This is a genomic window from Enterobacter cloacae complex sp. FDA-CDC-AR_0132, from assembly GCF_003010695.1.
In the GTDB taxonomy this organism is placed as follows: Bacteria; Pseudomonadota; Gammaproteobacteria; order Enterobacterales; family Enterobacteriaceae; genus Enterobacter; species Enterobacter ludwigii.
The window spans coordinates 4,314,417-4,336,497 of sequence record NZ_CP027618.1 but is presented as its reverse complement, the minus strand read 5'-3'; the positions used below and the strand labels follow the sequence as shown (position 1 = coordinate 4,336,497).

Sequence of the window (22,081 nt, the reverse complement as noted above, 5' to 3'; positions counted from 1 at the left end):
GGACTCCATCAAGAGAGCGTAGTGAGAATGACAAAAAAACGTGTAGCACTGGTGACCGGAGCTTCTTCGGGGATCGGTGAGGCGTCGGCTAAAAAACTGCTGGCCGCAGGGTATACGGTCTATGGCACCAGCCGGCGCGGTGCGCAGGCAGGCACGCATCCCTTTGCGTTATTAACGCTTGATGTGACGGACGATGCGTCCGTGAGCGCCGCCATTGAGGCGTTACTGCACCTGGAAGGGCGGATAGATTTGCTGGTGAATAATGCGGGCTTTGGGGTTGCTCCTGCGGCCGCGGAAGAAAGTTCGATTGATCAGGCCAGGCGTATTTTCGACACCAACTTTCTTGGCCTGGTCAGAATGACGCGGGCAGTGATCCCGCACATGCGCCGTCAGGGCAGTGGGCGCATCATCAACATTGGTTCGATATTAGGGATTGTCCCGCTACCTTACGTGGCACTGTATGCAGCCAGTAAGCATGCGGTTGAAGGGTATACGGGCGCGCTGGACCATGAACTGCGCGCACAGGGTATCAGGGTTTCCGTGATCGAGCCGGCCTATACAAAGACACAGTTCGACGTAAACAATGTAGAACCTGACGCAAAGCTAGAAGAATATGAACCGCTCCGGGCTAAGCTGAACAACGTCGTCAGCAAGGCAATGGACGAGGCGGAACGTCCGGAAGTGGTGGCTGATGTGGTGGTAAAGGCTGCCCAGTCTTTACGGCCTAAGGTGCGTTATACGGCGGGCACGCTGGCGGGGAAACTGAATTTCATCCGCCGCTTTGCGCCTGCTTCACTTCTGGACAAGGTGGTACGCAACAGTCTTCAGCTCGACGCGAAAGAATAAGAATATGAAATTTTCTCAACTGGCTATTCTGACTGCCGGGTTGTTTTTCATCCTGTCGGCGATATGGATGTTCTGCCCGCAACTGCTGTTAACGCAGTGGGGAATCACGCCGACACCGGGAACTGATGTGCTCGGCCATCGCTCTGCCGCCCTGTACGCAGGCCTGGGGGTGATGTGTTTATTCGCCAGGCACGCAGAGCCCTCGCTGGCCCGCTATGCCCTGGCAGCAGGGATCGGTACGTTATGTTTGATTTTAGCCGTGTCCGGCGTTGTTGAGTGGTATGCAGGACACGTTAATGGGCAGATCGTTATTGCAGTATTTATCGAGCTATTCCTGGGTATCGCTTTTTTACTCAGCAACAGCGTTGGTAAGAAACATGCCACCGGCAAACCCGGCAGAGTAAAAGACAAATGAATAAGAAGACGATGAAAGCATTTACGTTTAAACGCTATGGTAAATCCCCTGAACTGGGATTCGACGACGTAGATTTTCCGTCCCCTGGTGATGATGAAATTCTGGTCAAAGTGTATGCAGTAGGTCTGAACCCGATCGATAATATGATCCCGACCGGCATGTTCAAACGTGTTCTGCATTTCAGTCTCCCCGCGACGTTGGGCAGTGACGTGTCCGGCGTTGTCGTTGCCACAGGACGTCGCGTGACGCGTTTCAACGCAGGCGATGAGGTGTTTGCCAGTATTTTTGACAGGGGAACGGGTTCGCTTGCTGAGTTTGTGCGGGTGCCAGAAAACCTTGCAGCGTTAAAACCCGCCACCCTGGATTTCGTACAGGCAGCGTCGCTTCCGATGGTCAGTCTCACCTCCTGGCAAGCGCTGACGGAACGCGCGAAGCTGCGAGCGGGGCAGAAAGTATTTATCCCGGCCGGCTCCGGTGGAATTGGCAGTTTTGCTATCCAACTGGCAAAACACCTTGGCGCAACGGTAGGGACGACAACCAGCACCGCCAACATTGACTGGGTGAGCCGCCTTGGTGCAGATGAGGTGGTTGACTATAAAAAGCAGGAATTCGAAAAAGTGCTGAGCGGCTACGATATTGTCCTCGGGACTATCAGAGGTGACGCGATTGAGAAATCCACCCAAATCCTTAAACCGGGAGGGAAAATAGTTTCCCTGATCGGGCCGTTAGATGCGGCTTTCGCACGGGAAAGACACCTCAATGTTTTCCTGCGTTTCGTATTAGGGCTAATGAGCCGCAAAATCATGCGACTGTCAAAAAAACGAGGGTTAACCTATTCGTTTCTCTTTGTCCGCCCTGATGGCAGCCAGCTTAGCCAAATCGCTGAACTCATGGACGCTCAACGCATCAAGCCCGTTATCGACAACGTTTTCCCCTTTGCCGAAACTGGCGACGCCTTCGCCTATCTGGCTCGCGGGCATGCAAAGGGGAAAGTGGTGGTTAAAATTCATGAGTGATAGCAACGAAGGCTTGCCTCTGCGCTAAGCATAAATGACCAGGGTTATCGCCTCAGGGAAGAGGTATAGTCACTATCACCGTTCGTATCAGTTATAGCCTTCCGTCTTCATCGCATAATGCGGCCAGATATCAGGATCGTGCCCGGGAATAATTTCCGCATTATGCATCTGGGTAACCACTCTTAGTTTTGCCACCGATCGTGCCACCTCACTGGCCGATGTCATCAAGCCAGGCAGGGCTTTATCCTGAAAATGGTCAAGCGTATAGGCAGCATCTATCGCCAGGGTGAACGATTTTCCACTTGGCAGGGAGACGACAAAAGATTGATGACCCGGGGAGTGGCCTGGCGTGTAAATGATTTTCAGAACGCCGTCGCCGTACAGATCAAAACCGTCATCAGCATCTCCTGCCAGAAACTGCCATTTGAGACCTTCGCGATGAAAATCTTTCCGACAGTAGGCCCCGGCGGTAAACCAGTCCGGTGAAAAGGCATAGTCGTACTCAGCACGCTGCACAAGATGAGTGGCTTCAGGAAAGCGGCCAATCGCGCCGGTATGGTCAGAGTGGAGGTGGGAGAGCAAAACATAACGCACCGATTCTGGCCTTATTCCGAGGTTTGCCAGTTGTCTTCTACAGCCCTGGTTTGTATCCATGATGGGTTGATACTGGTCAACAGTCGGTCCCCAGTAGGCGCGGGGATCCTTCAGCCCTTCCACTGCAAGACCACCGTCAATAACAACATTCCCCTGCGGATGCGTCAGTAAAAACCAGGGGACAGGTATAATGTAGTCGGCGCCTTCACCCTGATTCATCCTGATATCGTGATATTTACAACGCTGATAGCCCGACTGGAACATATAAAGCCTGATATCTGACATGCTTCTTTTCCCGTAAAAAATGAAATGTTCTGTACGCCATAGCTACACCAGCCGTGGACGCACAGATTTTCATTAACAGAAGGGCCTGGCAGTAGAGGGGCGGGACCACTTTCATTTATCGGTTTTACCAATATAATCGGTGAATGGATTTACTTACGGCAATGCGTATTTTCATTCGGGTGGTTGAGCGCGGAAGCATGTCTGCCGCTGCGCGCGATCTCGGCATCGGACAGCCGGCGGTCAGTGAAAGGATAGAGCGTCTGGAAGCTCATCTTAATACCCGCCTGCTGCGACGTCACACGCGCCGAATGTCTCTCACCAATAGCGGGACGCTGTTCTATGAACGGAGCAAAAGCGCCGTTGCAGCGGCTGACCATGCGCTGGCAATCGCGGATAATGGTGAGGCAATTAGTGGAACCCTGCGCATTGCCGCACCCTATGGTGCCGGGGAAGAGTTACTTATGCCCGCCCTGCTTAAACTGCAATTGGCCTATCCGGGCATAAACATAGATCTGGTGCTCAGTGACAGAGTGACGGACCCGGTCACCGAAGGTGTGGATATCTCGCTACGTCTTGGTGAGGCGGGGGAAGGATATTATGTTGTCCGCCCGTTGGGGAAAATTGAGCGGTTGCTGGTGGCCTCTCCCGAATATTTGCAGCGTTATGATATGCCCCGTACACCGGGTGAACTCGCCCGACATGCGTTTGCTCGTGTTTCGGGCCTGTTTATGAATAACCATGTGACGCTGATCGCGCCTGACAACGCGTTACTCACCGTCCCTGTGAGAATAACATTCACTTCCAGCCACTGGCGGCCGTTACGTACTGTGCTTCTGGCAGGAAGGGCAATCGGGGTATTGCAGTCTCCGGTTTGCCGACAAGAGATTGCCGACGGGCATCTCGTACCTGTGTTACCCGACTACATTGTTCCTTCATTCCCTGCATATCTACTTTATCCCCCGGCTAATATCATCTCCGCTGAAACACGAGCGTGTGTCGCTTTCCTTGAAAACGAACTTCGCACAAGCCTTACGCGTTCGGTAACAAAAGGGCAGCCATAGTTCTCAAGCTGGAATACGAGGCTGTTAAATAAACGGTTGAACAAAATTTCTTGCCTGCCTGAGGTACACCCGGTTAATGGCTTGCCCAGTCGAGCATGCGTCATTCGCTGCCACGGCACGGCAACTCTCCGGCAGCTAAATATTCTACGCGGGTTTGAAACTACTGCAGTGACGTCTTCCCCCACTGCCTGACGTGTTCAATCAGAGCCCGCAGCTTGGGGGCCATATTTCGACGTTGCGGGAAGTACAGATAAAACCCAGGAAAAGGCGGAAGAAAATCATCCAGTAATGAAACAAGCTGTCCTTTTTCAATAAATGGCCTGAATGTTTCATAGGTTGCAAAGGTAATTCCTCCCCCCGCAAGCGCGAGCCTGAGCATGAGACGGAGATCGTTGGTGGTAATATGCGGTTCAACCGCCACGTCGAAAGGTATTCCCGCTTCCTCAAATTCCCAGCGATAGGGCGCGACGTCTGGCGATGGGCGCCAGCCGATACAGCGATGGCGGATAAGCTCTCGCGGATGGCGCGGTGCGCTGTGGGCCGCCAGATACGTTGGTGATGCCACCACCACTTCCCGTTGCTGTCCCGTCAGAGGGACAGCAATCATGTCTTTTTCGATCACGTCACCGAGCCTTACGCCGGCATCAAAGCCCGCTGCCACAATATCAAATTCGTCATCCGACACGACGATATCGATGGTGACTGCAGGGTTAGCGGCTGCAAAGGACGCGAGCAGAGGGCCTGAAAGAAATTCTTCTGCAATTGAGGTGACAGCAATTTTCAGATGCCCTCGCGGCCCGTTGTCAGAGAGAACGTCTTCGCACGCCGCGTCAATCGTTGATAGCGGTACGGACAACGATTTTCGCAGCCGTTCTCCCGCTTCAGTCAGGTTTACCGAACGCGTGGTGCGCATGACAAGCAGGGTCCCGAACGTATCCTCCAGGCGTCTGATCCCCTGGCTGACCGCCGATCGCGTCACGCCAAGACGTTCGGCGGCAGCGCTGAAGCTACGTTCCTCCGCGACAGCCAGAAACAGAGGTAAAAGATTAAGGTCAATTTTCATTGTTTAGGTTTGCTAACCAGTGTGTACACCAGTGGCAGGATACACGAAACAATACCCTCGTTCTATTATCCCTCTGAACTCAACTGAAGGAGTAAATCATGGATAAAGTCATCTTGATCACCGGTGCATCCAGCGGTATCGGAGAGGGTATTGCACGAGAGCTTGGCAATGCAGGCGCGAAGTTATTACTTGGGGCACGCAGGAAAGATCGTATTGAAGCTATCGCTGCAGAAATCCGCAGTACAGGCGGGCATGCTGAAGCCTGCGAGCTGGATGTCACAAATCGACAGTCGATGTTTGATTTCGTGCAGGCGGCATTGACTACGTGGGGGCGTATTGACGTTCTGATCAACAACGCGGGAATAATGCCCCTTTCTCCGCTGGCAGCGGGTAAATATGATGAATGGGAACGTACCATTGATGTGAATATCAAGGGCGTACTATGGGGGATTGGCGCCGTGCTTCCCACCATGGAAGCGCAGGGCTCCGGTCAGATAATCAATATTGGCTCTATCGGCGCGCTCTCTGTGGTGCCGACAGCCGCCGTCTATTGCGCCACAAAGTTCGCCGTTCGGGCGATTTCAGATGGCTTGCGACAGGAAAGCGCCAGCATCCGTGTCACCTGCGTCAACCCCGGTGTGGTGGAAAGCGAACTTGCCTCGACCATTACTCATCCGGAAACGCAGGCGGCAATGGAGGTATACCGTTCCATTGCACTCCAGCCGGCTGATATTGCCCGCGCTGTTCGGCAAGTGATTGAAGCGCCAGAAAATGTTGATACAACAGAAATCACGATTCGACCTACCGCGTCTGCGAACTGAACTGGCTAACGCATATGCACCACGAAAGCTGCCTGTAAGGCAGCTTTTTTTTGTCGCGTCACAGGGTGCAGGGTGAAAATTGTATGTGTATTGAAAAGGTCATAACGCGGGCCAGACAACCGGTTTGGCCCGCATGACAAACTTACCACTGCTGCTCTGTGGGCATGATGAACAATTCTGCCACGTTGACATGGTCCGGCGCGCGCAGCACATAAAGGATGGAATCAGCAATATCCTCTGACTTCAGGAACGTCATGTGTTCCTTCAGGTTTTCCATCTGTGCACGGTAGTTTTCGTCAGTAATGTGCTCGAATAATTCACTTTCAACCGCGCCTGGCTGAAGTGAGGTTACGCGAATATTGTATTGAGACGAAAGCTCCATGCGTAATACATCTGAAAATGCGGCTACCGCATGTTTCGTCGCGCAATATACCCCGAGTCCAGCGAACGTTTTTCTGCCCGCAATCGAGGACGTATTGATGATATGCCCTGACTTTTGCGCTTGCATCACAGGGAGTACCGCGGCAACCGTGTTCATTAAGCCATTAATATTGACATCAACCATACGATGCCACTCCTCCAGTTTGAGACTGGCGATGTCTGAAATGGGCATGAGTCCGGCATTGTTGAAGGCGATATCAATGTGGCCATAGGCGTCGTGCAGTTTCTTCACGCCGTCGAAGACTGACGCCTGGTCAGTCACATCCATTTCCAGCGCAATGGCTTCTCCGCCGAAGGCCTTGATTTCTGACACCAGCGCCTGGAGACGATCCCGGCGGCGGGCCGCGAGTCCCACTTTGACCCCCTCTCTGGCCAATTTAATGGCGGTGGCTGCGCCGATACCGCTTGATGCACCGGTCACGATGGCTGATTTACCGTTGAGTTCCATGATTGATCCTCTTATGCGTTTGTTTCAGCGCTTCAGCAAAGAACATCTGAAGTTCGGGTCAATCATGTCTGCAAAAGGCACTCTCTTCGCGCGGTGGTTTGCTCACACTGTCGGTGTTTTGCTACGCATATTTTCGTGGCGATATTGGGAGGGCGAAATACCGGTGTGCTTGCGGAATATGGCAGCAAAATGGCTGGGGCTGTTGTAGCCCACGGTCAGGGCTATGCTGATCATCGAATCCTCTGTCTCGGACAACAGGCGGCGCGCCTCTTCCATTCGCAAGCGGATAAAATAATGGGAAGGCGAAAGCCCGGTAGACTGTTTAAAGACCCGGCTGAAATGGAATTCGCTAAGCTCGGCAAGGCCAGCCAGACGTGCTAAGTCAAAGGGGTGAGCCAGCTCTTCATGCATCGCCTTAAATACCCGGTGTAATTTATATGCCTGCAACCCACCGTGGTGTCGCTTTGCCGATGTCCGGTAAGCACGGGAGAGATGTACGGCAAGGGCTTGAGCGATACCCTGGATGTAAGGTCCACTGGGTGGGTGCTGAAAATAAAGCTCTGCGCGCATAAGTTCCAGCAGGGCTGACAGTGTTTCATCGCGTTCGCCCGACACTTCCCGCAGCTCAATATCCTGCATCATGGACACACCAATATAGACGTGCATAACGATGAAAGGGCTGTCTGGCTCGGCTTGCCATCTCATCTCTGTCGGAGAGGTGTCGGTCGTGAGAAAAAAATCACCTGCGGTAACGTGGTTTTCTGACCACTCTCCGCCCAGAGGCCGTTCTTCAACGACGGCCCGCCCAGAGAGTATCCAGACAATAAAAGGCTCTGGCACGGCCGGGATAATAACGTTGTCCTGCCTCTGTCGACGCGCCAGAATTTGAATGAAGACATCCCGGGAAGATTGTGCCCGATGTTCCTTGAGCAATTCGCCCGGAATGTACGCTTCGAATGATTCAGCGGAAGTACGTTGAGCCATATTTGTCAATAACGTCTCTTAAGCCAGTTTCACAAGGTTTAGCGCGGGAAGGGGACCACCCGGGAATTGTTGCAGATATCCCCCAATCTCAAGACTCCCTAAGTCTATACTGGCGAAGCCCATTCGGGTGGCTAATTCCTCAACGTCCGCTTTTGCATCAGCGTGGTCGCCGGACATAAAGACCACGCGGCGCCCGCCAGATTGGGACGGATCTTGCGCAAGAACGTTTGCCAGAAGCGTGTTGAAGGCTTTGACGACTCGGGCTCCCGCTGCCCATTCTGCAACGCGCTGGGATGAGTTTTTACCCCCCAGATCTGCAAGGGTGTAGCCCGGCAAAAGTACCGGGTTAGTCGCGTCAATCAGAATACGACCCTCCCAGTTCACCCCACTTAATGCGGCCTCGGTTCTGTTCCAGTTGGTACTTATAAAAACGATTTCGGCTTCGGCAGCCTGTTGTACCGTTCCGGCGCGAGCTTTGTCGCCTAATGCCTCAACAACTTCAGCCAGGCTGTCCGGGCCACGACTGTTACTGAGGATGACATTCACGCCTGCGTTGACCAGCTGGTGGGCAAAAGCTTGTCCGATGGCGCCTGCACCAATAATGCCGACAGTATTTGTTTTCATAATTTGTTTCCTTAAATGAACAGATGCGTTGATGTGTTTGGCGACGTTGCTTGAGAACATGAAAGGAGAATAGTGCTCACCGATCTATCTGTGTAGCCTATATAATTAGATGGTATACATCTAAAGGGGCGATACATGCTGGATGGTATGTCGATTGATCAACTGCGTACTTTCATTGCTGCAGTTGATGAAGGCAGTTTCTCGGCCGCAGGTCGCAAACTTCGCCGGGCGCAGTCCGTCGTTAGCGCTACGCTGGCAAATCTGGAATCTCAGGTAGGCTTTCCTTTATTTGAGCGAACGGGACGTTACCCGAAACTGACGGAGGCGGGGGCAGCCTTACTGGAGGCCGCACGCCATACGCTTGCCGGAATGGACGCGTTTAAGGCTAAGGCGCGAATCCTGGCAGAAGGCCTGGAACCCGAACTCGCCGTGTCTGTGGATGTGATGTTTCCGATAGAAGTCCTGACCGCAGTCGTGAAGGAATTTCATCTGGCCTTTCCTGGCACACCGTTGCGTCTTTATGTTGAGGCGCTGGGGGCGGTACTTCAGCCGTTGCTGGCCGGCAACTGTCGGGTCGCGATTATCGGCTCGCTACCGGATGTTCCGACCGGGTGTGCCTCTGAGTTCCTGCTCAGTGTACCTGCCGTGGCTGTGGTCTCACCCGATCATCCTTTGGCTAAAATGGCTGGCCCAATTCTTCGGCCGGTTATGGAGAACGCTGTGCAGCTTGTATTGGCTGACCGCTCATCACTCACGGCGGGGCGCAACTTTGGTGTGATGTCGGCTAAGACGTGGCGTTTGGGTGACATGGGGGCAAAACATGCATTCTTGCGTGCGGGCCTCGGTTGGGGTTATATGCCTTTGCCTATGGTTGAGGACGATCTTGCTAATGGCAGACTGGTTATCCTGAACCTGGAGATGCAGCCCGATGTTGGCCCTGGTTTTTCCATGCATGCGGTACATATGACGCAATATCCTCCAGGGCCAGCCGGACGCTGGTTTATTAATAAGCTTAAAATGCAGTAAACCAGGTTATCTGGCGGTCAGAGCACCAGATAACCGATATCCTGCATCAGAATGTATAAAATGCCCCGACGGTAAAGAGAAGATATTCATCCTTTTGCACAATGGGGCTGCTGCTTACACGGTCTGCAAGCGTGATATACCCTAAATCTGCATAGCCGGACCAGTTATCATTAAATGTGTGTTGCCAGTTAATATCGTAATTCACACTGTTTAATCCGCTACCCGCGTTGAAAGACCTATATCCGGAATGGGTACTCTGATTTTCATTCACCCCAAACCAGGTATTATTATACCGTGCGTCGCCGTATTTTCTTTCGGTACTGATTAGCAGAGTATCTGTATCGTTAGCAAAAAGAACGACATTAAGTTTAATTTTATATTGCATTCCCTGGCTTTCCGTCAGCGGTGCCGTAATATTTCCCTCAAAGCCTATCCAGGGTGCCATCCACCATCCTGCCGTGGTGGTGGTATTCATTACGGTATTAATCTTACCCATACCTTTAAGTTTATCAGAGCCTTCCTGAAGCCAGGCGTTTCCGCTATCCGTGCGGCCAAGGGAATACCCCAGAGCTTGCCCCAGGTAAACGCCATTACTGAACTGATGGGAATAGACGATACCTTTGTCGGTATTGACGGACCAGTCATCGTGAGTCCATCCGAAATACGGCAGCGTATTGACATCATATTTATTCGAGCCGGTATATTCAGGCGCATATTGTGAACCCACGCCAATCGTGACATAAGATGCTTTTTTATCTGATGATGCCTGTGAAGCGAACGATGCTGCGATGAGTGTTACTAAGGCGATTTTTATTTCCTTCATAAAACTTCCTGAATGAATTATGCTTATATCTATGAATTGCGGAGTATGCGGGCGGACAATCAATATTCCTGCAAGATTTAATCAAGATTCCATCAAGGTGCGAATGTGAAACGTGTTTTAATTATTGAAGACGATTTGGATGCCGCGAATGTGCTTGAGGCTTACCTTAAGCGCGATCAGTTTCAGACCTCTTCGGCCAGCAGCGGTAACCGGGGGCTTGAACTGGCATTCAGCTGGAAGCCCGACATTATTTTACTGGATGTGATGTTGCCCGGCATGAGCGGGAACGATGTTCTGCTGGCCCTGCGCCGGCGCAGTGATATTCCCGTGATTATGATCACCGCCATCCGCGACGGCAGCGACAAAATCAGCGCCCTGCGATTTGGCGCGGATGACTATGTGGTGAAGCCCTATAACCCGGGTGAGGTGGTCGCCAGAGTCCATGCTGTACTCCGTCGTTATTCCGGCGAGCGCAGCAGCACGCTTATTGAGTACCGGGGACTGCAGGCAGATACAGAGTCCATGACGGTAAGCGTTGAGAGCGATAACGGGCAACGGACAGCGCTGGATTTAACGCCGACGGAACTGCTGCTGCTGATGACATTTCTTAAGTCACCGAATAAGGCTTTCACCCGTCAGGCGCTTCTTGAAGCGTGTCTCCCAGAAAGTGAAGCCCTGGAGCGCGTTGTGGACACGCATATCTATAACTTGCGAAAAAAACTCGAGTCAGCGGGGCAGACTGATTTGCTGATAAACGTAAGAGGGATCGGTTACCGATTTGCAAATGCATGAAAAAGTTTACGTTATCTCCACGAGGCGAACCGAGTACGCTGTGGAACTGGATATGCAAGCGGCTGATATCCCTGGCAGTCGGAAGTATTATTCTTATCGCCTTTTTTATGTGGGTGCGATTTTTTGTTGAAAACAAATGGCACGCCTACCGGATGCCAGAGGCCGTCAGGGCTGAACTCTCAGTTCTGAGCAAGCACCCTGAACAGAACATCAACCGCTATCATGAAATTATCGACACCTGGTATGGGCTGTCCTACTCAGATCCGACGATGGGGATTAAGGACTGGGTCATTCTTGGCATCCTGGTTCTGATATTCATACCGATTATTTTTATGCTTACGTTGAAAACAGCGCGACCCATTTCCCATCATATTAGCCGGCTTGCCGGTGCGGCACGGTCTGTTGCTGAAGGCGGGTTTGGGACCCGTGTGCCCGTCCCGGACAATCTGCCGCTTGAATTGCGTAGCCTCAGCGAGAACTTTAACGGGATGTCGATGCAGCTGGAACGCTACGAGAAAGATTTGAAAAAATCGCATGTGATCATGGCACATGAATTGCGCTCGCCGCTGACGGCTGCCATCGGTCGTCTGCAGGGCATTATGGATGGCGTATTTGAACCCAGTCAGGCCCAGTTGAACATGATTATGCAGCAGATGAATGATTTAAACAGACTGGTTGACGATCTGCATCTGTTAAAACTGGCTGATGCCAACCAGCTGAATTTGAGCCTGGTATCAACCAGCCTGGACCAGATAATCCGTGAGAAAGTGGCATGGACGATGCCTTCAGCCCAAAGGGTGGGCGTGAACATTATCTACCATGAGGGGGAATCTGTGACCTGTCGGGTTGATCCGTACCGGATAGGCCAGGTCTTTTTGATCCTGATGGACAATGCTCTGCGTTACGCTGCGGAAGGGGGCATCCTGGATATTCGTTATCATGTCAGCGATAAAAAGGTATCCGTTATTTTCCGCGACAACGGTCCGGCAGTCCCGGACGCACTGCTTGAAACCATATTTTCACCGTTTGTGCGTGAGGAGCAGTCCCGTTCACGACATACCGGTGGATCCGGGCTTGGGCTCTCTATTGCCAGAGCGATATGCGAGGCGCATCGCGGTACTATCTTTGCAGAACGGAATGCCAGCGGAGGGCTATCGTTCACGATGACGATACCGCTAAGCGAAAAGGGACAGCATTGACGGTTCCTTAACAAAGGGTGAACTGAATCTTGTAAAAATTGAGTTTAAATACATGGTAAACGGGGGTTTACCATGTCACCTGAATTACTTCTCTCTCTGCTTTCTGCCTTTCGTAAAATGGTACGATGTGGATGTTTTTTACTGTACATCGCACCGGTGATTGTCATATTTCAGGTTATCATTATTGTTTTATTGGATGCGCCGAAAGGAGATAAATAATTGTTGAGGGCAGGGCGGCGAATACAGTTTAAAGAACCAGTGATTTACCTGTAGGCCGGGTTTCGGCCCAAAGCAGTTTATAGTCCCATTTTTTTTCATACAACCCGATTGAAAATTGCATTGCCTTATTTTCATTGCGACACACTTCTCGTGCATCAACAATATTTTTCCACATGAGCAGACTTCCTGGGCTGAATGCGGTGATCGACGGGTCAATCCCTCCGTTAGGAACATCAAAATACAGACTTTTTTCACTACGGGCATACAGTACGAGATCTATCGCAACGGGGACACCTTCAAAGAAAAGTACATTACCGGTGACCATATGTGGCAGGGCGGTTAACAGTTCAGTGATGTTTTTCCTGTTATAGCATCTGACGCTGTCAGCAAAACGCAGCCTGAAGAGATGCACGTAAATATCAGCAATATCCGCCGGTGACATCTCTCTGAGCGGTATGCATTCTCCGCCCGCAGCCAGCATTTTTTTTAGCTCTCCATTTCTTTTTTTCACCGTTTTACCTGAGAAAGACGTTTTAATCAGGCAAACCTTACGTTTTTCACGAAAAGCATAGGTGGCATTTATTATATTCCCACGCAGCGATGAAGACAGCCGGTTTGTTTTTACTGGCAGAACGATTTTTTGATCGGCAGCCATGGGGATAATAATTTCATCATAAGATACCGGGTAATCGCGCCAGACATTCAGGCCGAAGGTATTTTCATCACTGGTAAAGTACGCTGCGGTGATCTCGCCATCGCGTCGGTAATGCCAGAATGCGAAATCTTTTTCCTTCTTCTGCATAAAGAAATTGATAATGTCGGGGTGAGTATTAACACTGCCGCCGTACTTATAATAAGCCGCCTGGTAATGCGTGAAGTTTGAACGTTCCCATCCAAAAAGCGAATGTCTGAAGCCCATTATTGTTTCTCCTTGCAATCTCATCAGAGGGCGCTGTCAGCGCCGGGCAGTTCTGTCTGAACAGGCGGATTATCCCGACCGTTAATCAATAAACGGTCAAGGCAAAATCAAGATTGCTGCAATCTTCGTTGGCGGAGTTAATTTTGCCTGTCTCATGAAATATCTGCTTACATTCCAGCTAGCGCTATGCTCTTTACATTGACACTAGTGTCAATGTTGTAGAGTGCATCTATGACGAGGAGAAAGGTATGCGACCATCTGAACTGGCGGCGCTCACTGGCGTCAGCACCCGAGTGCTAAGACATTATGAAGCTAAAGGACTGATTGTTTCTCAGCGGTTGGACAACGGTTATCGGAATTACGACGCGAAAGACGTCGAGAAAGTGAGATGGATAATCTCGCTTTTAAAATGTGGGTTCAGTACCCGACAGATTGCAGAGCTGGAAAAGTTTTCTCAGGTAAGCGACATGGATGATGCGCGTTTTATCCAGTGTCTGGCGCAGCACAGAGAAAAACTTCGGGCACTGGACACGCTTATCGAATTACTTAATGAACGCAGAAATACACTTGCCACGCGTATTCACGCCTACGAGTGATCGCTCTGTCTGAGCAGTAATAACAGGAAATATCATCATGAAACAGTTAGACAATAAAGTCGCGTTAATTACCGGAGGCAGTAGCGGTATCGGGCTGGCCACGGCTAAACGGTTTAGTGAAGAAGGTGCAAAGGTGATTATCACTGGCAGGAATGCAGAAACCCTGCAGCAGGCGATGAATGAGCTCGGTGACGATAATGCACTGTCAATAAAACATGATATCGGTGACATACGAAGCCATGAAAACCTGTTTCGCATTATTAACGAAAAGTACGGCAAGCTGGATGTGATGTTTGCAAATGCCGGCGTTATTGTGCTTTCCGATTTCCCGGCCTCCACCGAAGATGATTTTAATACGCAGTTTGATATCAACGTAAAAGGGACGTTTTTCGCCGTGCAACAGGCCCTCCCGTTAATGTCCGACGGTGGCTCGATAATATTAACGTCCTCCATTGCGCATTATAAAGGGTTCGATGGCCACAATATCTATGCCGCCTCAAAAGCCGCGCTGCGATCTTTTGCCCGCAGCTGGACGACCGACCTTAAAGGCCGTGGGATCCGCGTGAATTGCCTGAGCCCAGGACCCGTCGCTACACCGATAATCAGTAAAATGGGCGTTTCCCTGAGCGATCGCGAGATTTTTGACGCCAGCATCGCAAGTCGTATTCCGTTAGGTCGATTAGGCAAGCCTGACGAGGTTGCCGCGGCAGCGCTGTTTCTTGCATCGGATGAAAGCAGTTTTATTTCGGGTATCGACCTGTCTGTCGATGGCGGAATGGGACAAATTTAGCGACGCGTGCAGCGCTGATAAAAAAACATCAAATTTGATTAAAGCACATCAATTTTGCTAGAGCAGGCAGGTTTGACTTTCACTACTCTTGGTGCGGTAACGACATTTTCATCATCCGCTGTTAACAGGTATCGCTATGAAAAAACGTATTATTATTGCCGGTTCGGGTTTTGCAGGTATGTGGGCCGCCATTTCAGCAGCAAGGCTGGTACATATGGAAAAGGCAAATGATCGGATTGAGATTTTTTTGGTTTCTCCGGAACCCGCATTAACCATTCGTCCAAGATTGTATGAAGCCGTACTGGAAAATATGGCACCCTCTATTCTGCGTGTTCTTGAGGCTGCGGGTGTGCACTATATTGCCGGTTATGTCACCGATATTGATGCAGAAAATAAAACTATCACGGTAAAAAAAGAGAGTGGCGAAACCTCAGTTAATTTTGACAGTTTTGTGCTGGCCACCGGAAGCCAGGCATTTCACCCTGAACTGCCGGGGATCACGGAATACAGTTTTGACGTGAACTCATTGAATGCTGCTCATGAACTGGAGCAACACCTCATGTCGTTAGCTTCAGAGCCTGATTCTGTCGCACGAAATACTGTTGTTGTCGCCGGTGGGGGCCTGACCGGGCTTGAGACCGCCACTGAAATGCCGGAACGCCTCAGAGACCTCTTGGGTTCGGAGCACCATTTGCAGGTTATTATTGTGGACAGTTCGAACAAAATTGGTCTGGCGATGGGCGAGGATGCCTGTGAGATCATCAATCAGGCGCTGGTCAGTAATGGCGTGACTGTACGAACGGGCGTCAGAGTGCGCGCAATCAACGCTGAGGGGGTGATGCTTTCGGACGATGAATTTATCCCCAGCAAAACGGTGATATGGACGGCGGGAATGCGGGCCAGCGCGTTAGCCGCTCTCATCCCGGGCGACCACGATAATCTGGGTCGTGTTATAGGGGATGCGTATCTGCGGGCACCTGCCGCCAGGGGTATCTTCGTTACCGGCGATACCGTAAAAGTCCCTACGGATGATGAAGGTAATTATAACGTCATGTCCTGCCAGCATGCGATGAGCCTGGGGCGCGTCGCCGGTCATAACGCGGCAGCAGAAATACTGGGATTACCGCTGCATCCTTACAGCCAGCCAAAATATGTTACCTGTCTTGATCTGGGCAAATGGGGGGCGGTCTACACGGAAGGCTGGGATCATCAGGTTATGTACCAGGGCATTGAAGCGAAAAAAATAAAGCAGGAAATTAATACTCAGTGGATTTATCCGCCAGAACCCGACAGAGAGAAAATGTTTTCTGTTGCCAACCCTGATTATATTATTGTTCCGTAACAGGGCATCTCTATTGATGCTGCCTGGCGGCTGGCAGCATCAACGTGTGTTCTTTTTTTCACGCCATTGACCGGGGGTCAAGCCTGTTATTTTTCTGAAGGCCTGGGTAAATGCATTTTGCGAGCCATAGCCGCTTTCAATGGCAATTTCTGTAATCAGTTTATCGGAGTGTTGTAACTCGTGGAAAGCGCGTTCCATTACGCGCTGCTTAAGCCACCCGTACGGGGTTAAGCCGGTACTGTTTTTAAAGGCACGGCAGAAATGAGCTGAGGAAACTCCCAGCTCAAGAGCCAGTGATTTAATCGTGACATCCCCTATGGGGCTGTTATCCAGTTTTTCCAGCGCCATTTTTAATGCGCGCGAAGACAATACTCCTTGCGACTGACCTGCGGCTGTCAGCGTGTTGGAGTGGTTTTTTATTAACTGTAATATTAATGACAGCGTTAAGTGCTCGCAGAGCAGTTGGTTAATTTTGTTATTGTCCGAAATGATTTCCGCAACGGCCAGCGTAATTTTTGATGCCGTTTCATCAAAATGCGCTGTGCGTAAGAGTAACTCTGCAGTGGGTATCTCCATTTGATTCAGAAGATCGGCGAAAATATTATCAGGAATATATAAATGCATAACATCTACAAGACCAGCAATATCCCAGCGAGACGTACTTCCCTGAGGAATTGTCGTGATGGCGCCTTTCCGGATCGTGTTTTTAACGATTTTATTTTCCGTTTTTCGCTCAACACGCTGCATATGTCCAACGTGAGCAATAATCACATGTTGATCGAGTGGCGGGATAGTTTCATGTAATGGCCCATGCGGCCAGTGATAACAGCGAATTTGCAGCGCATCTCCACTGTCGATACCTAATTCAGGTCGGTTCTTTAATACCTGAGCCATTTTATGAACGGCATCGTCAAGAGGAATGTCATGATTTTTCATGAGTATACCTGTTAATAACAGTGGGCATCCTAAGAGTATAGCGATGTTTTAACCCTGTTTCATTGTGTTCTGTCTGCATGTTTATTTTTGATGATGGGAAATAACAGAGGGGGAAAAGTCATTTCTACGGTGTGTATACCCTTAAATCGATTAATTATGTTGTCTGGAGGAAATATGGCGATATCTAAGAATGATGCAGCGTCGTTAGCACCTGTTAATGGTACCTCGCATGTGGAAGCCGTTTATGAAAAGGTGCCATCACGTTATGCACTACAGGTCGGTAAGATTGATGTTCTGGTGATCAGTGACGGCGTGTTGTCATTACCTGGACCCATGTTGGGTCATAACGCGGAGGCCTCCGAACGTACCCACTGGTTTGAAGATAAGTTTCTGCCTGCCGATTTTCTCGACTGGGCATTAAATGTGGTTCTCGTGCATAGCGGTGACCGGACGATCCTGGTTGATGCAGGGATGGGGGAGGCTTTCCCTGATTTACCCCGCGCCGGGCGAACGGTTAACCGCCTGGCGTCAGCGGGGATAGATCTTGCCAGCGTCACGGATGTGATTATCACGCATCTGCATATGGATCACGTTGGTGGGCTGCTTATTGAGGGTGTGAAAGCGCGCATGCGGTCAGACCTTCGCATTCATGTCGCTGCTGCTGAGGTGGAATTTTGGCGTGACCCCGATTTTTCACAGGTTTCCATGCCGCCTGGTTTTCCGGAAGCGCTGCGCCAAACCGCTACCCAGTTTTTGCAAGCGTACCAGACTCAACTGCATACATTCGAAGAGGAATACGAGGTTGCTCCCGGCGTGCGTGTCGTTCGTACAGGCGGGCATACTCCCGGACACAGCGTGGTAAGGCTGGCCTCTGAGGGGGAACGACTCACCTTTGCCGGCGATGCCATTTTCCAGGTTGGGTTTGAACATCCTGACTGGTTCAATGGTTTCGACCATTATCCCGAAGAAGCGGCACAGATTCGCATTCGTCTGCTGCAGGAACTGGCAGATAACAGGGAGTCATTGATCGCTACTCATCTCTCATTCCCGTCTGTCTGCCATGTTGCTGTCGACGGCGATACGTTCCGTTGCATTCCAGGTCCCTGGGATTATTAAGAATACCGCTGATGTCATTTTCACGGATACCGGCAGGAACATAAGAGGCATTACTAATACGGCCATCCCTCAGACGAGGGATGGCGTTCAGGGGGGAGAGCGATGTTTACTTCGCCGCTTCCTCAATAAGTGTGGCAACGTCCTGCGGATGAGAAACCATCACGACATGGGATGCGCCCTTGATCACCACGGTGTGTTTTGAGCCCGCGCGTTCAGCCATGAATCGCAAACCCTGGGCGGGGATATTCTTGTCGCCGTCACCGTAAATAAAGTAAGAGGGCAGTTTTTTCCAGGCAGGTGCCCCTGACTTTTCAGTTAAAGCCGCTTCGGTAATCGGTCTTTGCCCTGCGGCCATCAGCGCCGCCTCTTTAGCTGAAACGTCATGTGCGAATTGCTGGTGGAACTTCGCCTGGTCGATGGAGAGATCGACGCTACCATCAGCCAGCTTCACCGGTGCGGCGAGCGCCTGGCCAAGCGTGCCGCCAGGGAATTTTCCGGCCAGGTCGGCCGCCGCTTCACCGGCATCCGGAGCAAATGCGGCGACATACACCAGCGATTTCACATTGTTTGTATCACGGGCCGCGTTCGTAATGACCTGGCCACCATAGGAATGGCCGACAAGGACGACCGGCCCCTTAATATTGTTCACCACGGAAGAGACGTAAGCCGCATCAGTCGAAACACTGCGCAGCGGATTCGCCGCAGCGACGACGTTATACCCGTCCTTTTGCAGGATTTGGGTAACGCCATTCCAGCTAGAAGAGTCGGCAAAGGCACCATGAACCAGGACAACAGTCGGCTTAGCGGTTTCTGCGATAGCACTGGCAGACAGCAAAACGGTGGCAACGGCAAGGGAGGCAGCAAATTTGGACATGATCGTTCCTCTTTTCAATTCAGTTTAAAGGCTAAGCGTATGATGGTTGCGGCCTGTCTGGAACAGGCCACCTTGTTAGCTGCGAATAAAGGCCAGTACGTCAGCGTTAAAGCGATCGGCTTCTGTCTCCGCCAGTCCATGTGAACCGCCGGCATATATCGTCAGCGTCGCATTCGCGACGATCTCAGCGGCGCGGTGTGCAGATGCCTTAATGGGGACAATCTGGTCGTCGTCGCCATGAATAATCAGGGTAGGGCGATCAATCTGTTGCAGGTCGTGTGTGTAATCGACTTCAGAGAACTCATGGATGCAGTCATATTGCCCCTTAATACCGCCCTGCAGGCCGATTCTGCGGAAGTTTTCCCGCAACCCGTCATTGGTGGGGACATGGTCACGGTTGAAGCCATAGAACGGAACCGTCAGGTCGAAGTAAAACTGTGAGCGGTTTTTGGCCGTGCCTTCGCGGATGGCATCAAACACCTCCATCGGGGTGCCGTCAGGATTGGCATCCGTCCGGAGCATCAGAGGAGGGACAGCGCCGACCAGAACGACTTTAGCCACACGTGAGGTACCATGACGACCGATATAATGTGCAACTTCGCCGCCCCCTGTAGAGTGACCCACTAAAATCAGATCCTTCAGATCCAGCGCCTCAATCAGCTCAGCGAGATCGTCCGCATACTGATCCATATTGTTACCGTGGAAAGTCTGGTCCGAACGCCCGTGGCTGCGACGGTCGTGTGCGATGACCCGGAAACCCTTCTGGCTGAAAAACAGCATCTGCTGATCCCAGGCATCAGACGATAACGGCCATCCGTGAGCGAAGAGGATAGGCTGACCTGAACCCCAGTCTTTGTAGAAAATGCCTGTTCCGTCTGTGGTGGTGAAAGTTGTCATTTCGTTCTCCTGTCATGTGTTGTGCTATTAGTTTGTGTGCGACTTGTTTGTGTGCAAATGAATATGGCAGCCCTTTTTGCCTTTGTCAATCGCTTGCAATTAAATCGTATGCAAATTATTTTAGGGGGACTGGAGGACATATGACTAAACACACTACTTCCGAGGATTCCCTGCCCGATGTGCACGGTATGCTCTGTTTCTCTCTTTACTCAGCGGGACATGCTTTTACCCAGCTCTATCGTCCCATGCTCGATAAGCTTGGCCTGACCTATCCCCAGTATCTGGTAATGGTCACCTTGTGGAATCAGGATGGGCGAACAGTGAAGGAACTGAGTGGAATTCTTTTTCTTGAGTCCAGCACGCTGACCCCTTTACTGAAGCGGCTGGAGACTGCGGGGTTGATCACCCGGACACGCAATCCGAAGGATGAGCGCGAAGTGCTTATCCACCTAACGGAGAAGGGTGAGGCGCTGAAAAGCGAGACCAGCACTATCACGCGCTGTATTGTGGATACCCTTGGGATGGACGCCGACATCATTGCTGACATCAAAGCATCAGTTAATAAGATCCGTGACAAGATCCACCGTGCGCAGAAACCGGACGCCGATGACCTATCCTGATTGAGGCGGATTCGGGTTCCTGATAAGTGTACGTCTGGTGACTGACAAGACAGGTACCGGGGAGTTACTTTGCTTTAACTGCCGGGGTGGGCGGGTGCAATGTCCGCTGCGCCCCGAAGCGACTCTTCAACAGCGTTCATGCACTGCTGTAAAGAATATTGACTTACCCATTGTTGTTTATTCACTGGCGGTTCAGTTTTGGCAATAACACAAAAAGCAAAAATGACAGTAAGAACATGGCGGTGACTGACATGGCAAGAGGGGTGAGCCCACCCGTAATAAAATGTCCAGTTATGAGTGACCCCAGCGCAGTCGTTATGAAGGTGAGGAAAATCATAAGCGCAGATCCTCTGGCATCATTACTGCCTGCAGAAACGATACCCCTGTAGAAGGCGACGGGGCCCCTTAACCCCAGCGCAAAACCCATTGGCGTAAAGAGTATGGTCATAACAAAAGCCCGGCTTCCGTTCAGGAAACCATATCCCGATAGCGCGAAGGCGCTGAGCAATGCCATAAGCGTGCCGGCAAGAATTACTTTTTCATGGCTAAAACGTTCAGCCAACCCCGGAGAAATGTTGGCGGCGATGATGTAACCTCCTACGTTCAACATTTGCATAAGGATGAAGTCATTCAGGTTCCCGCCCATGGAAAGGATAATGACGCTTGGTGCTCCGAATACGAACGTTATCAGACCGCCAACGGCCAAAGCCTGGCTCAATGCATAGCGAAGATAAACAGCATTTTTCAATAATTGTACGTACGTTCCAGGCGTGTGCTGGCCTGGGTTTCGTTCTGGTCCCTTTGCAAACCTTATCATTACAGCTAAAGCCATCGTCAGTACGCCCAGAGAGATAAACGTGATTCTCCAGTTAAAGAACTGCAGGATAAGTGTACCTACTACAGGGGCTATCGCCGGAACTAATGCCTGTATGCTCCCTAACAATCCAATTGCCCGGGCTGCCTTCCGATGAGGAAACAAACCTCTAATAAATCCAGGGATGAAAACTGATGCTGCAGCAGAAGCCATCCCTTGTATAAATCGTAATATTAAAAGAAGTGTTATTTCTGGAGCGTACGCGCAACCAAAAGAAGTTAGTGAAAATAAAAGTAGCGCAAAGAAGAGCATCCTGATTTTGCTGAAGCGATCGGCCAGGTTACCAAATAGTAATAAACCACAGGCATTACCTGCTACATATATGGAGAGTATCCTTTGTGATATCTCCGATGAGGTATTAAAGACTGTAGCAAAAAGTGGAATAGCAGGCAAAACCATATCGGTGCCGGCGGCGGTAGACATCGCACAGAGTATTAGATACAAAAATGTGGTCATGTTA

General features: G+C 50.9%; 24 protein-coding genes. 13 read left to right on the top strand and 11 right to left on the bottom strand.

Annotated elements, in window-relative coordinates; genetic code table 11:
* Positions 1 to 27: 27 nt before the first annotated feature.
* The 3 genes from AM379_RS20995 to AM379_RS20985 are packed head-to-tail and all read left to right on the top strand — an operon-like array spanning position 28 to position 2,277.
* Positions 28 to 846, top strand: coding sequence for an oxidoreductase (locus tag AM379_RS20995; protein ID WP_068794697.1), 819 nt, complete (start codon positions 28 to 30; stop codon positions 844 to 846).
* A gap of 4 nt (positions 847 to 850) precedes the next feature.
* Positions 851 to 1,261, top strand: coding sequence for a hypothetical protein (locus AM379_RS20990; RefSeq protein WP_068794696.1), 411 nt, complete (start codon positions 851 to 853; stop codon positions 1,259 to 1,261).
* Positions 1,258 to 2,277, top strand: coding sequence for an NADP-dependent oxidoreductase (locus tag AM379_RS20985; protein WP_068794695.1), 1,020 nt, complete (start codon positions 1,258 to 1,260; stop codon positions 2,275 to 2,277). Before AM379_RS20990 ends, AM379_RS20985 begins: the two co-directional genes overlap by 4 nt.
* A gap of 87 nt (positions 2,278 to 2,364) precedes the next feature.
* Here AM379_RS20985 and attM read toward each other — a convergent pair whose 3' ends face one another.
* The gene (attM, locus tag AM379_RS20980; protein WP_068794694.1) at positions 2,365 to 3,156 is read right to left on the bottom strand and encodes an AttM family quorum-quenching N-acyl homoserine lactonase; all 792 of its coding nucleotides are present in this window, start codon (positions 3,154 to 3,156) and stop codon (positions 2,365 to 2,367) included.
* A gap of 161 nt (positions 3,157 to 3,317) precedes the next feature.
* On the opposite strand from attM, the gene AM379_RS20975 reads away from it, so the two are divergent.
* Positions 3,318 to 4,217, top strand: a complete 900-nt coding sequence (locus tag AM379_RS20975) for a LysR family transcriptional regulator (RefSeq protein ID WP_063934294.1) — start codon at positions 3,318 to 3,320, stop codon at positions 4,215 to 4,217.
* Positions 4,218 to 4,377: 160 nt separating this feature from the next.
* Here AM379_RS20975 and AM379_RS20970 read toward each other — a convergent pair whose 3' ends face one another.
* Positions 4,378 to 5,280: a LysR family transcriptional regulator gene (locus AM379_RS20970; RefSeq protein WP_063214319.1), complete on the bottom strand. Its 903-nt coding sequence runs from the start codon at positions 5,278 to 5,280 to the stop codon at positions 4,378 to 4,380.
* A 98-nt stretch (positions 5,281 to 5,378) separates the two neighbouring features.
* Between AM379_RS20970 and AM379_RS20965 the strand changes: the two genes are divergently transcribed.
* Positions 5,379 to 6,101 carry an SDR family oxidoreductase gene (locus AM379_RS20965; protein ID WP_063214320.1) on the top strand — a complete coding sequence of 241 codons (723 nt, stop codon included), beginning with the start codon at positions 5,379 to 5,381 and terminating at the stop codon, positions 6,099 to 6,101.
* Positions 6,102 to 6,243: 142 nt separating this feature from the next.
* On the opposite strand, the gene AM379_RS20960 is transcribed toward AM379_RS20965, so the two are convergent.
* The 3 genes from AM379_RS20960 to AM379_RS20950 all read right to left on the bottom strand — a co-directional run bounded on the left by AM379_RS20960 (position 6,244) and on the right by AM379_RS20950 (position 8,658).
* Positions 6,244 to 6,990, bottom strand: a complete 747-nt coding sequence (locus tag AM379_RS20960) for an SDR family oxidoreductase (RefSeq protein WP_063214321.1) — start codon at positions 6,988 to 6,990, stop codon at positions 6,244 to 6,246.
* Positions 6,991 to 7,092: 102 nt separating this feature from the next.
* Positions 7,093 to 7,974 carry a helix-turn-helix domain-containing protein gene (locus AM379_RS20955; protein ID WP_025203947.1) on the bottom strand — a complete coding sequence of 294 codons (882 nt, stop codon included), beginning with the start codon at positions 7,972 to 7,974 and terminating at the stop codon, positions 7,093 to 7,095.
* An 18-nt stretch (positions 7,975 to 7,992) separates the two neighbouring features.
* Entirely contained in the window at positions 7,993 to 8,658 is a 666-nt protein-coding gene (locus tag AM379_RS20950; protein ID WP_158701865.1) for an NADPH-dependent F420 reductase, read from the bottom strand.
* Positions 8,659 to 8,733: 75 nt separating this feature from the next.
* Here AM379_RS20950 and AM379_RS20945 point away from each other — a divergent pair, with 75 nt between their 5' ends.
* On the top strand, positions 8,734 to 9,624 hold the full coding sequence (locus AM379_RS20945; RefSeq protein ID WP_063214323.1) for a LysR family transcriptional regulator: 891 nt from the start codon (positions 8,734 to 8,736) through the stop codon (positions 9,622 to 9,624).
* 46 nt (positions 9,625 to 9,670) lie between these two features.
* Here AM379_RS20945 and AM379_RS20940 read toward each other — a convergent pair whose 3' ends face one another.
* On the bottom strand, positions 9,671 to 10,447 hold the full coding sequence (locus AM379_RS20940; RefSeq protein WP_063214324.1) for a MipA/OmpV family protein: 777 nt from the start codon (positions 10,445 to 10,447) through the stop codon (positions 9,671 to 9,673).
* Positions 10,448 to 10,552: 105 nt separating this feature from the next.
* Between AM379_RS20940 and AM379_RS20935 the strand changes: the two genes are divergently transcribed.
* Positions 10,553 to 11,239, top strand: coding sequence for a response regulator (locus AM379_RS20935; protein ID WP_047356792.1), 687 nt, complete (start codon positions 10,553 to 10,555; stop codon positions 11,237 to 11,239).
* Positions 11,236 to 12,438 carry a sensor histidine kinase gene (locus AM379_RS20930; RefSeq protein ID WP_063214325.1) on the top strand — a complete coding sequence of 401 codons (1,203 nt, stop codon included), beginning with the start codon at positions 11,236 to 11,238 and terminating at the stop codon, positions 12,436 to 12,438. Before AM379_RS20935 ends, AM379_RS20930 begins: the two co-directional genes overlap by 4 nt.
* Positions 12,439 to 12,685: 247 nt before the next feature.
* Here AM379_RS20930 and AM379_RS20925 read toward each other — a convergent pair whose 3' ends face one another.
* Positions 12,686 to 13,576 (bottom strand): GNAT family N-acetyltransferase, encoded by an 891-nt coding sequence (locus AM379_RS20925; RefSeq protein WP_063934295.1) that lies wholly within the window; start codon positions 13,574 to 13,576, stop codon positions 12,686 to 12,688.
* A gap of 248 nt (positions 13,577 to 13,824) precedes the next feature.
* Between AM379_RS20925 and AM379_RS20920 the strand changes: the two genes are divergently transcribed.
* From AM379_RS20920 to AM379_RS20910, 3 genes are all read left to right on the top strand, one after another.
* Positions 13,825 to 14,172, top strand: a complete 348-nt coding sequence (locus AM379_RS20920) for a MerR family transcriptional regulator (protein WP_020882407.1) — start codon at positions 13,825 to 13,827, stop codon at positions 14,170 to 14,172.
* A 37-nt stretch (positions 14,173 to 14,209) separates the two neighbouring features.
* Entirely contained in the window at positions 14,210 to 14,962 is a 753-nt protein-coding gene (locus tag AM379_RS20915) for an SDR family oxidoreductase (protein ID WP_063934297.1), read from the top strand.
* 136 nt (positions 14,963 to 15,098) lie between these two features.
* The gene (locus AM379_RS20910) at positions 15,099 to 16,304 is read left to right on the top strand and encodes an NAD(P)/FAD-dependent oxidoreductase (RefSeq protein WP_063214328.1); all 1,206 of its coding nucleotides are present in this window, start codon (positions 15,099 to 15,101) and stop codon (positions 16,302 to 16,304) included.
* Between the two features lie 39 nt (positions 16,305 to 16,343).
* Here the strand turns inward: AM379_RS20910 and AM379_RS20905 are convergent, their stop codons facing one another.
* On the bottom strand, positions 16,344 to 17,240 hold the full coding sequence (locus AM379_RS20905) for a helix-turn-helix transcriptional regulator (protein ID WP_049023745.1): 897 nt from the start codon (positions 17,238 to 17,240) through the stop codon (positions 16,344 to 16,346).
* A 174-nt stretch (positions 17,241 to 17,414) separates the two neighbouring features.
* On the opposite strand from AM379_RS20905, the gene AM379_RS20900 reads away from it, so the two are divergent.
* A complete protein-coding gene (locus AM379_RS20900; protein ID WP_032680872.1) occupies positions 17,415 to 18,356 on the top strand; it encodes an MBL fold metallo-hydrolase in 942 nt (313 codons plus the stop codon).
* A gap of 106 nt (positions 18,357 to 18,462) precedes the next feature.
* Here AM379_RS20900 and AM379_RS20895 read toward each other — a convergent pair whose 3' ends face one another.
* Positions 18,463 to 19,230, bottom strand: a complete 768-nt coding sequence (locus AM379_RS20895) for an alpha/beta fold hydrolase (protein WP_020882412.1) — start codon at positions 19,228 to 19,230, stop codon at positions 18,463 to 18,465.
* 75 nt (positions 19,231 to 19,305) lie between these two features.
* On the bottom strand, positions 19,306 to 20,127 hold the full coding sequence (locus tag AM379_RS20890; RefSeq protein ID WP_014170403.1) for an alpha/beta fold hydrolase: 822 nt from the start codon (positions 20,125 to 20,127) through the stop codon (positions 19,306 to 19,308).
* A 140-nt stretch (positions 20,128 to 20,267) separates the two neighbouring features.
* Here AM379_RS20890 and AM379_RS20885 point away from each other — a divergent pair, with 140 nt between their 5' ends.
* Complete coding sequence (locus AM379_RS20885; protein ID WP_106504183.1) at positions 20,268 to 20,747, top strand: MarR family winged helix-turn-helix transcriptional regulator; 480 nt, start codon at positions 20,268 to 20,270, stop codon at positions 20,745 to 20,747.
* 181 nt (positions 20,748 to 20,928) lie between these two features.
* Here the strand turns inward: AM379_RS20885 and AM379_RS20880 are convergent, their stop codons facing one another.
* Positions 20,929 to 22,077 carry an MFS transporter gene (locus tag AM379_RS20880; RefSeq protein ID WP_025203962.1) on the bottom strand — a complete coding sequence of 383 codons (1,149 nt, stop codon included), beginning with the start codon at positions 22,075 to 22,077 and terminating at the stop codon, positions 20,929 to 20,931.
* Between the last annotated feature and the right edge of the window lie 4 nt (positions 22,078 to 22,081).

Bases quoted from the DNA above. Each gene is read 5' to 3' on its own strand.
- AM379_RS20970 (WP_063214319.1), bottom strand. From the start codon at position 5,280: ATGAAAATTGACCTTAATCTTTTACCTCTGTTTCTGGCTGTCGCGGAG.
- AM379_RS20890 (WP_014170403.1), bottom strand. From the start codon at position 20,127: ATGACAACTTTCACCACCACAGACGGAACAGGCATTTTCTACAAAGAC.
- AM379_RS20920 (WP_020882407.1), top strand. From the start codon at position 13,825: ATGCGACCATCTGAACTGGCGGCGCTCACTGGCGTCAGCACCCGAGTG.
- AM379_RS20995 (WP_068794697.1), top strand. From the start codon at position 28: ATGACAAAAAAACGTGTAGCACTGGTGACCGGAGCTTCTTCGGGGATC.
- AM379_RS20960 (WP_063214321.1), bottom strand. From the start codon at position 6,990: ATGGAACTCAACGGTAAATCAGCCATCGTGACCGGTGCATCAAGCGGT.
- AM379_RS20990 (WP_068794696.1), top strand. From the start codon at position 851: ATGAAATTTTCTCAACTGGCTATTCTGACTGCCGGGTTGTTTTTCATC.
- AM379_RS20910 (WP_063214328.1), top strand. From the start codon at position 15,099: ATGAAAAAACGTATTATTATTGCCGGTTCGGGTTTTGCAGGTATGTGG.
- AM379_RS20940 (WP_063214324.1), bottom strand. From the start codon at position 10,447: ATGAAGGAAATAAAAATCGCCTTAGTAACACTCATCGCAGCATCGTTC.
- AM379_RS20915 (WP_063934297.1), top strand. From the start codon at position 14,210: ATGAAACAGTTAGACAATAAAGTCGCGTTAATTACCGGAGGCAGTAGC.
- AM379_RS20880 (WP_025203962.1), bottom strand. From the start codon at position 22,077: ATGACCACATTTTTGTATCTAATACTCTGTGCGATGTCTACCGCCGCC.
- AM379_RS20950 (WP_158701865.1), bottom strand. From the start codon at position 8,658: ATGTTCTCAAGCAACGTCGCCAAACACATCAACGCATCTGTTCATTTA.
- AM379_RS20895 (WP_020882412.1), bottom strand. From the start codon at position 19,230: ATGTCCAAATTTGCTGCCTCCCTTGCCGTTGCCACCGTTTTGCTGTCT.
- AM379_RS20905 (WP_049023745.1), bottom strand. From the start codon at position 17,240: ATGAAAAATCATGACATTCCTCTTGACGATGCCGTTCATAAAATGGCT.
- AM379_RS20930 (WP_063214325.1), top strand. From the start codon at position 11,236: ATGAAAAAGTTTACGTTATCTCCACGAGGCGAACCGAGTACGCTGTGG.
- AM379_RS20885 (WP_106504183.1), top strand. From the start codon at position 20,268: ATGACTAAACACACTACTTCCGAGGATTCCCTGCCCGATGTGCACGGT.
- attM (WP_068794694.1), bottom strand. From the start codon at position 3,156: ATGTCAGATATCAGGCTTTATATGTTCCAGTCGGGCTATCAGCGTTGT.
- AM379_RS20985 (WP_068794695.1), top strand. From the start codon at position 1,258: ATGAATAAGAAGACGATGAAAGCATTTACGTTTAAACGCTATGGTAAA.
- AM379_RS20965 (WP_063214320.1), top strand. From the start codon at position 5,379: ATGGATAAAGTCATCTTGATCACCGGTGCATCCAGCGGTATCGGAGAG.
- AM379_RS20955 (WP_025203947.1), bottom strand. From the start codon at position 7,974: ATGGCTCAACGTACTTCCGCTGAATCATTCGAAGCGTACATTCCGGGC.
- AM379_RS20975 (WP_063934294.1), top strand. From the start codon at position 3,318: ATGCGTATTTTCATTCGGGTGGTTGAGCGCGGAAGCATGTCTGCCGCT.
- AM379_RS20945 (WP_063214323.1), top strand. From the start codon at position 8,734: ATGCTGGATGGTATGTCGATTGATCAACTGCGTACTTTCATTGCTGCA.
- AM379_RS20900 (WP_032680872.1), top strand. From the start codon at position 17,415: ATGGCGATATCTAAGAATGATGCAGCGTCGTTAGCACCTGTTAATGGT.
- AM379_RS20925 (WP_063934295.1), bottom strand. From the start codon at position 13,576: ATGGGCTTCAGACATTCGCTTTTTGGATGGGAACGTTCAAACTTCACG.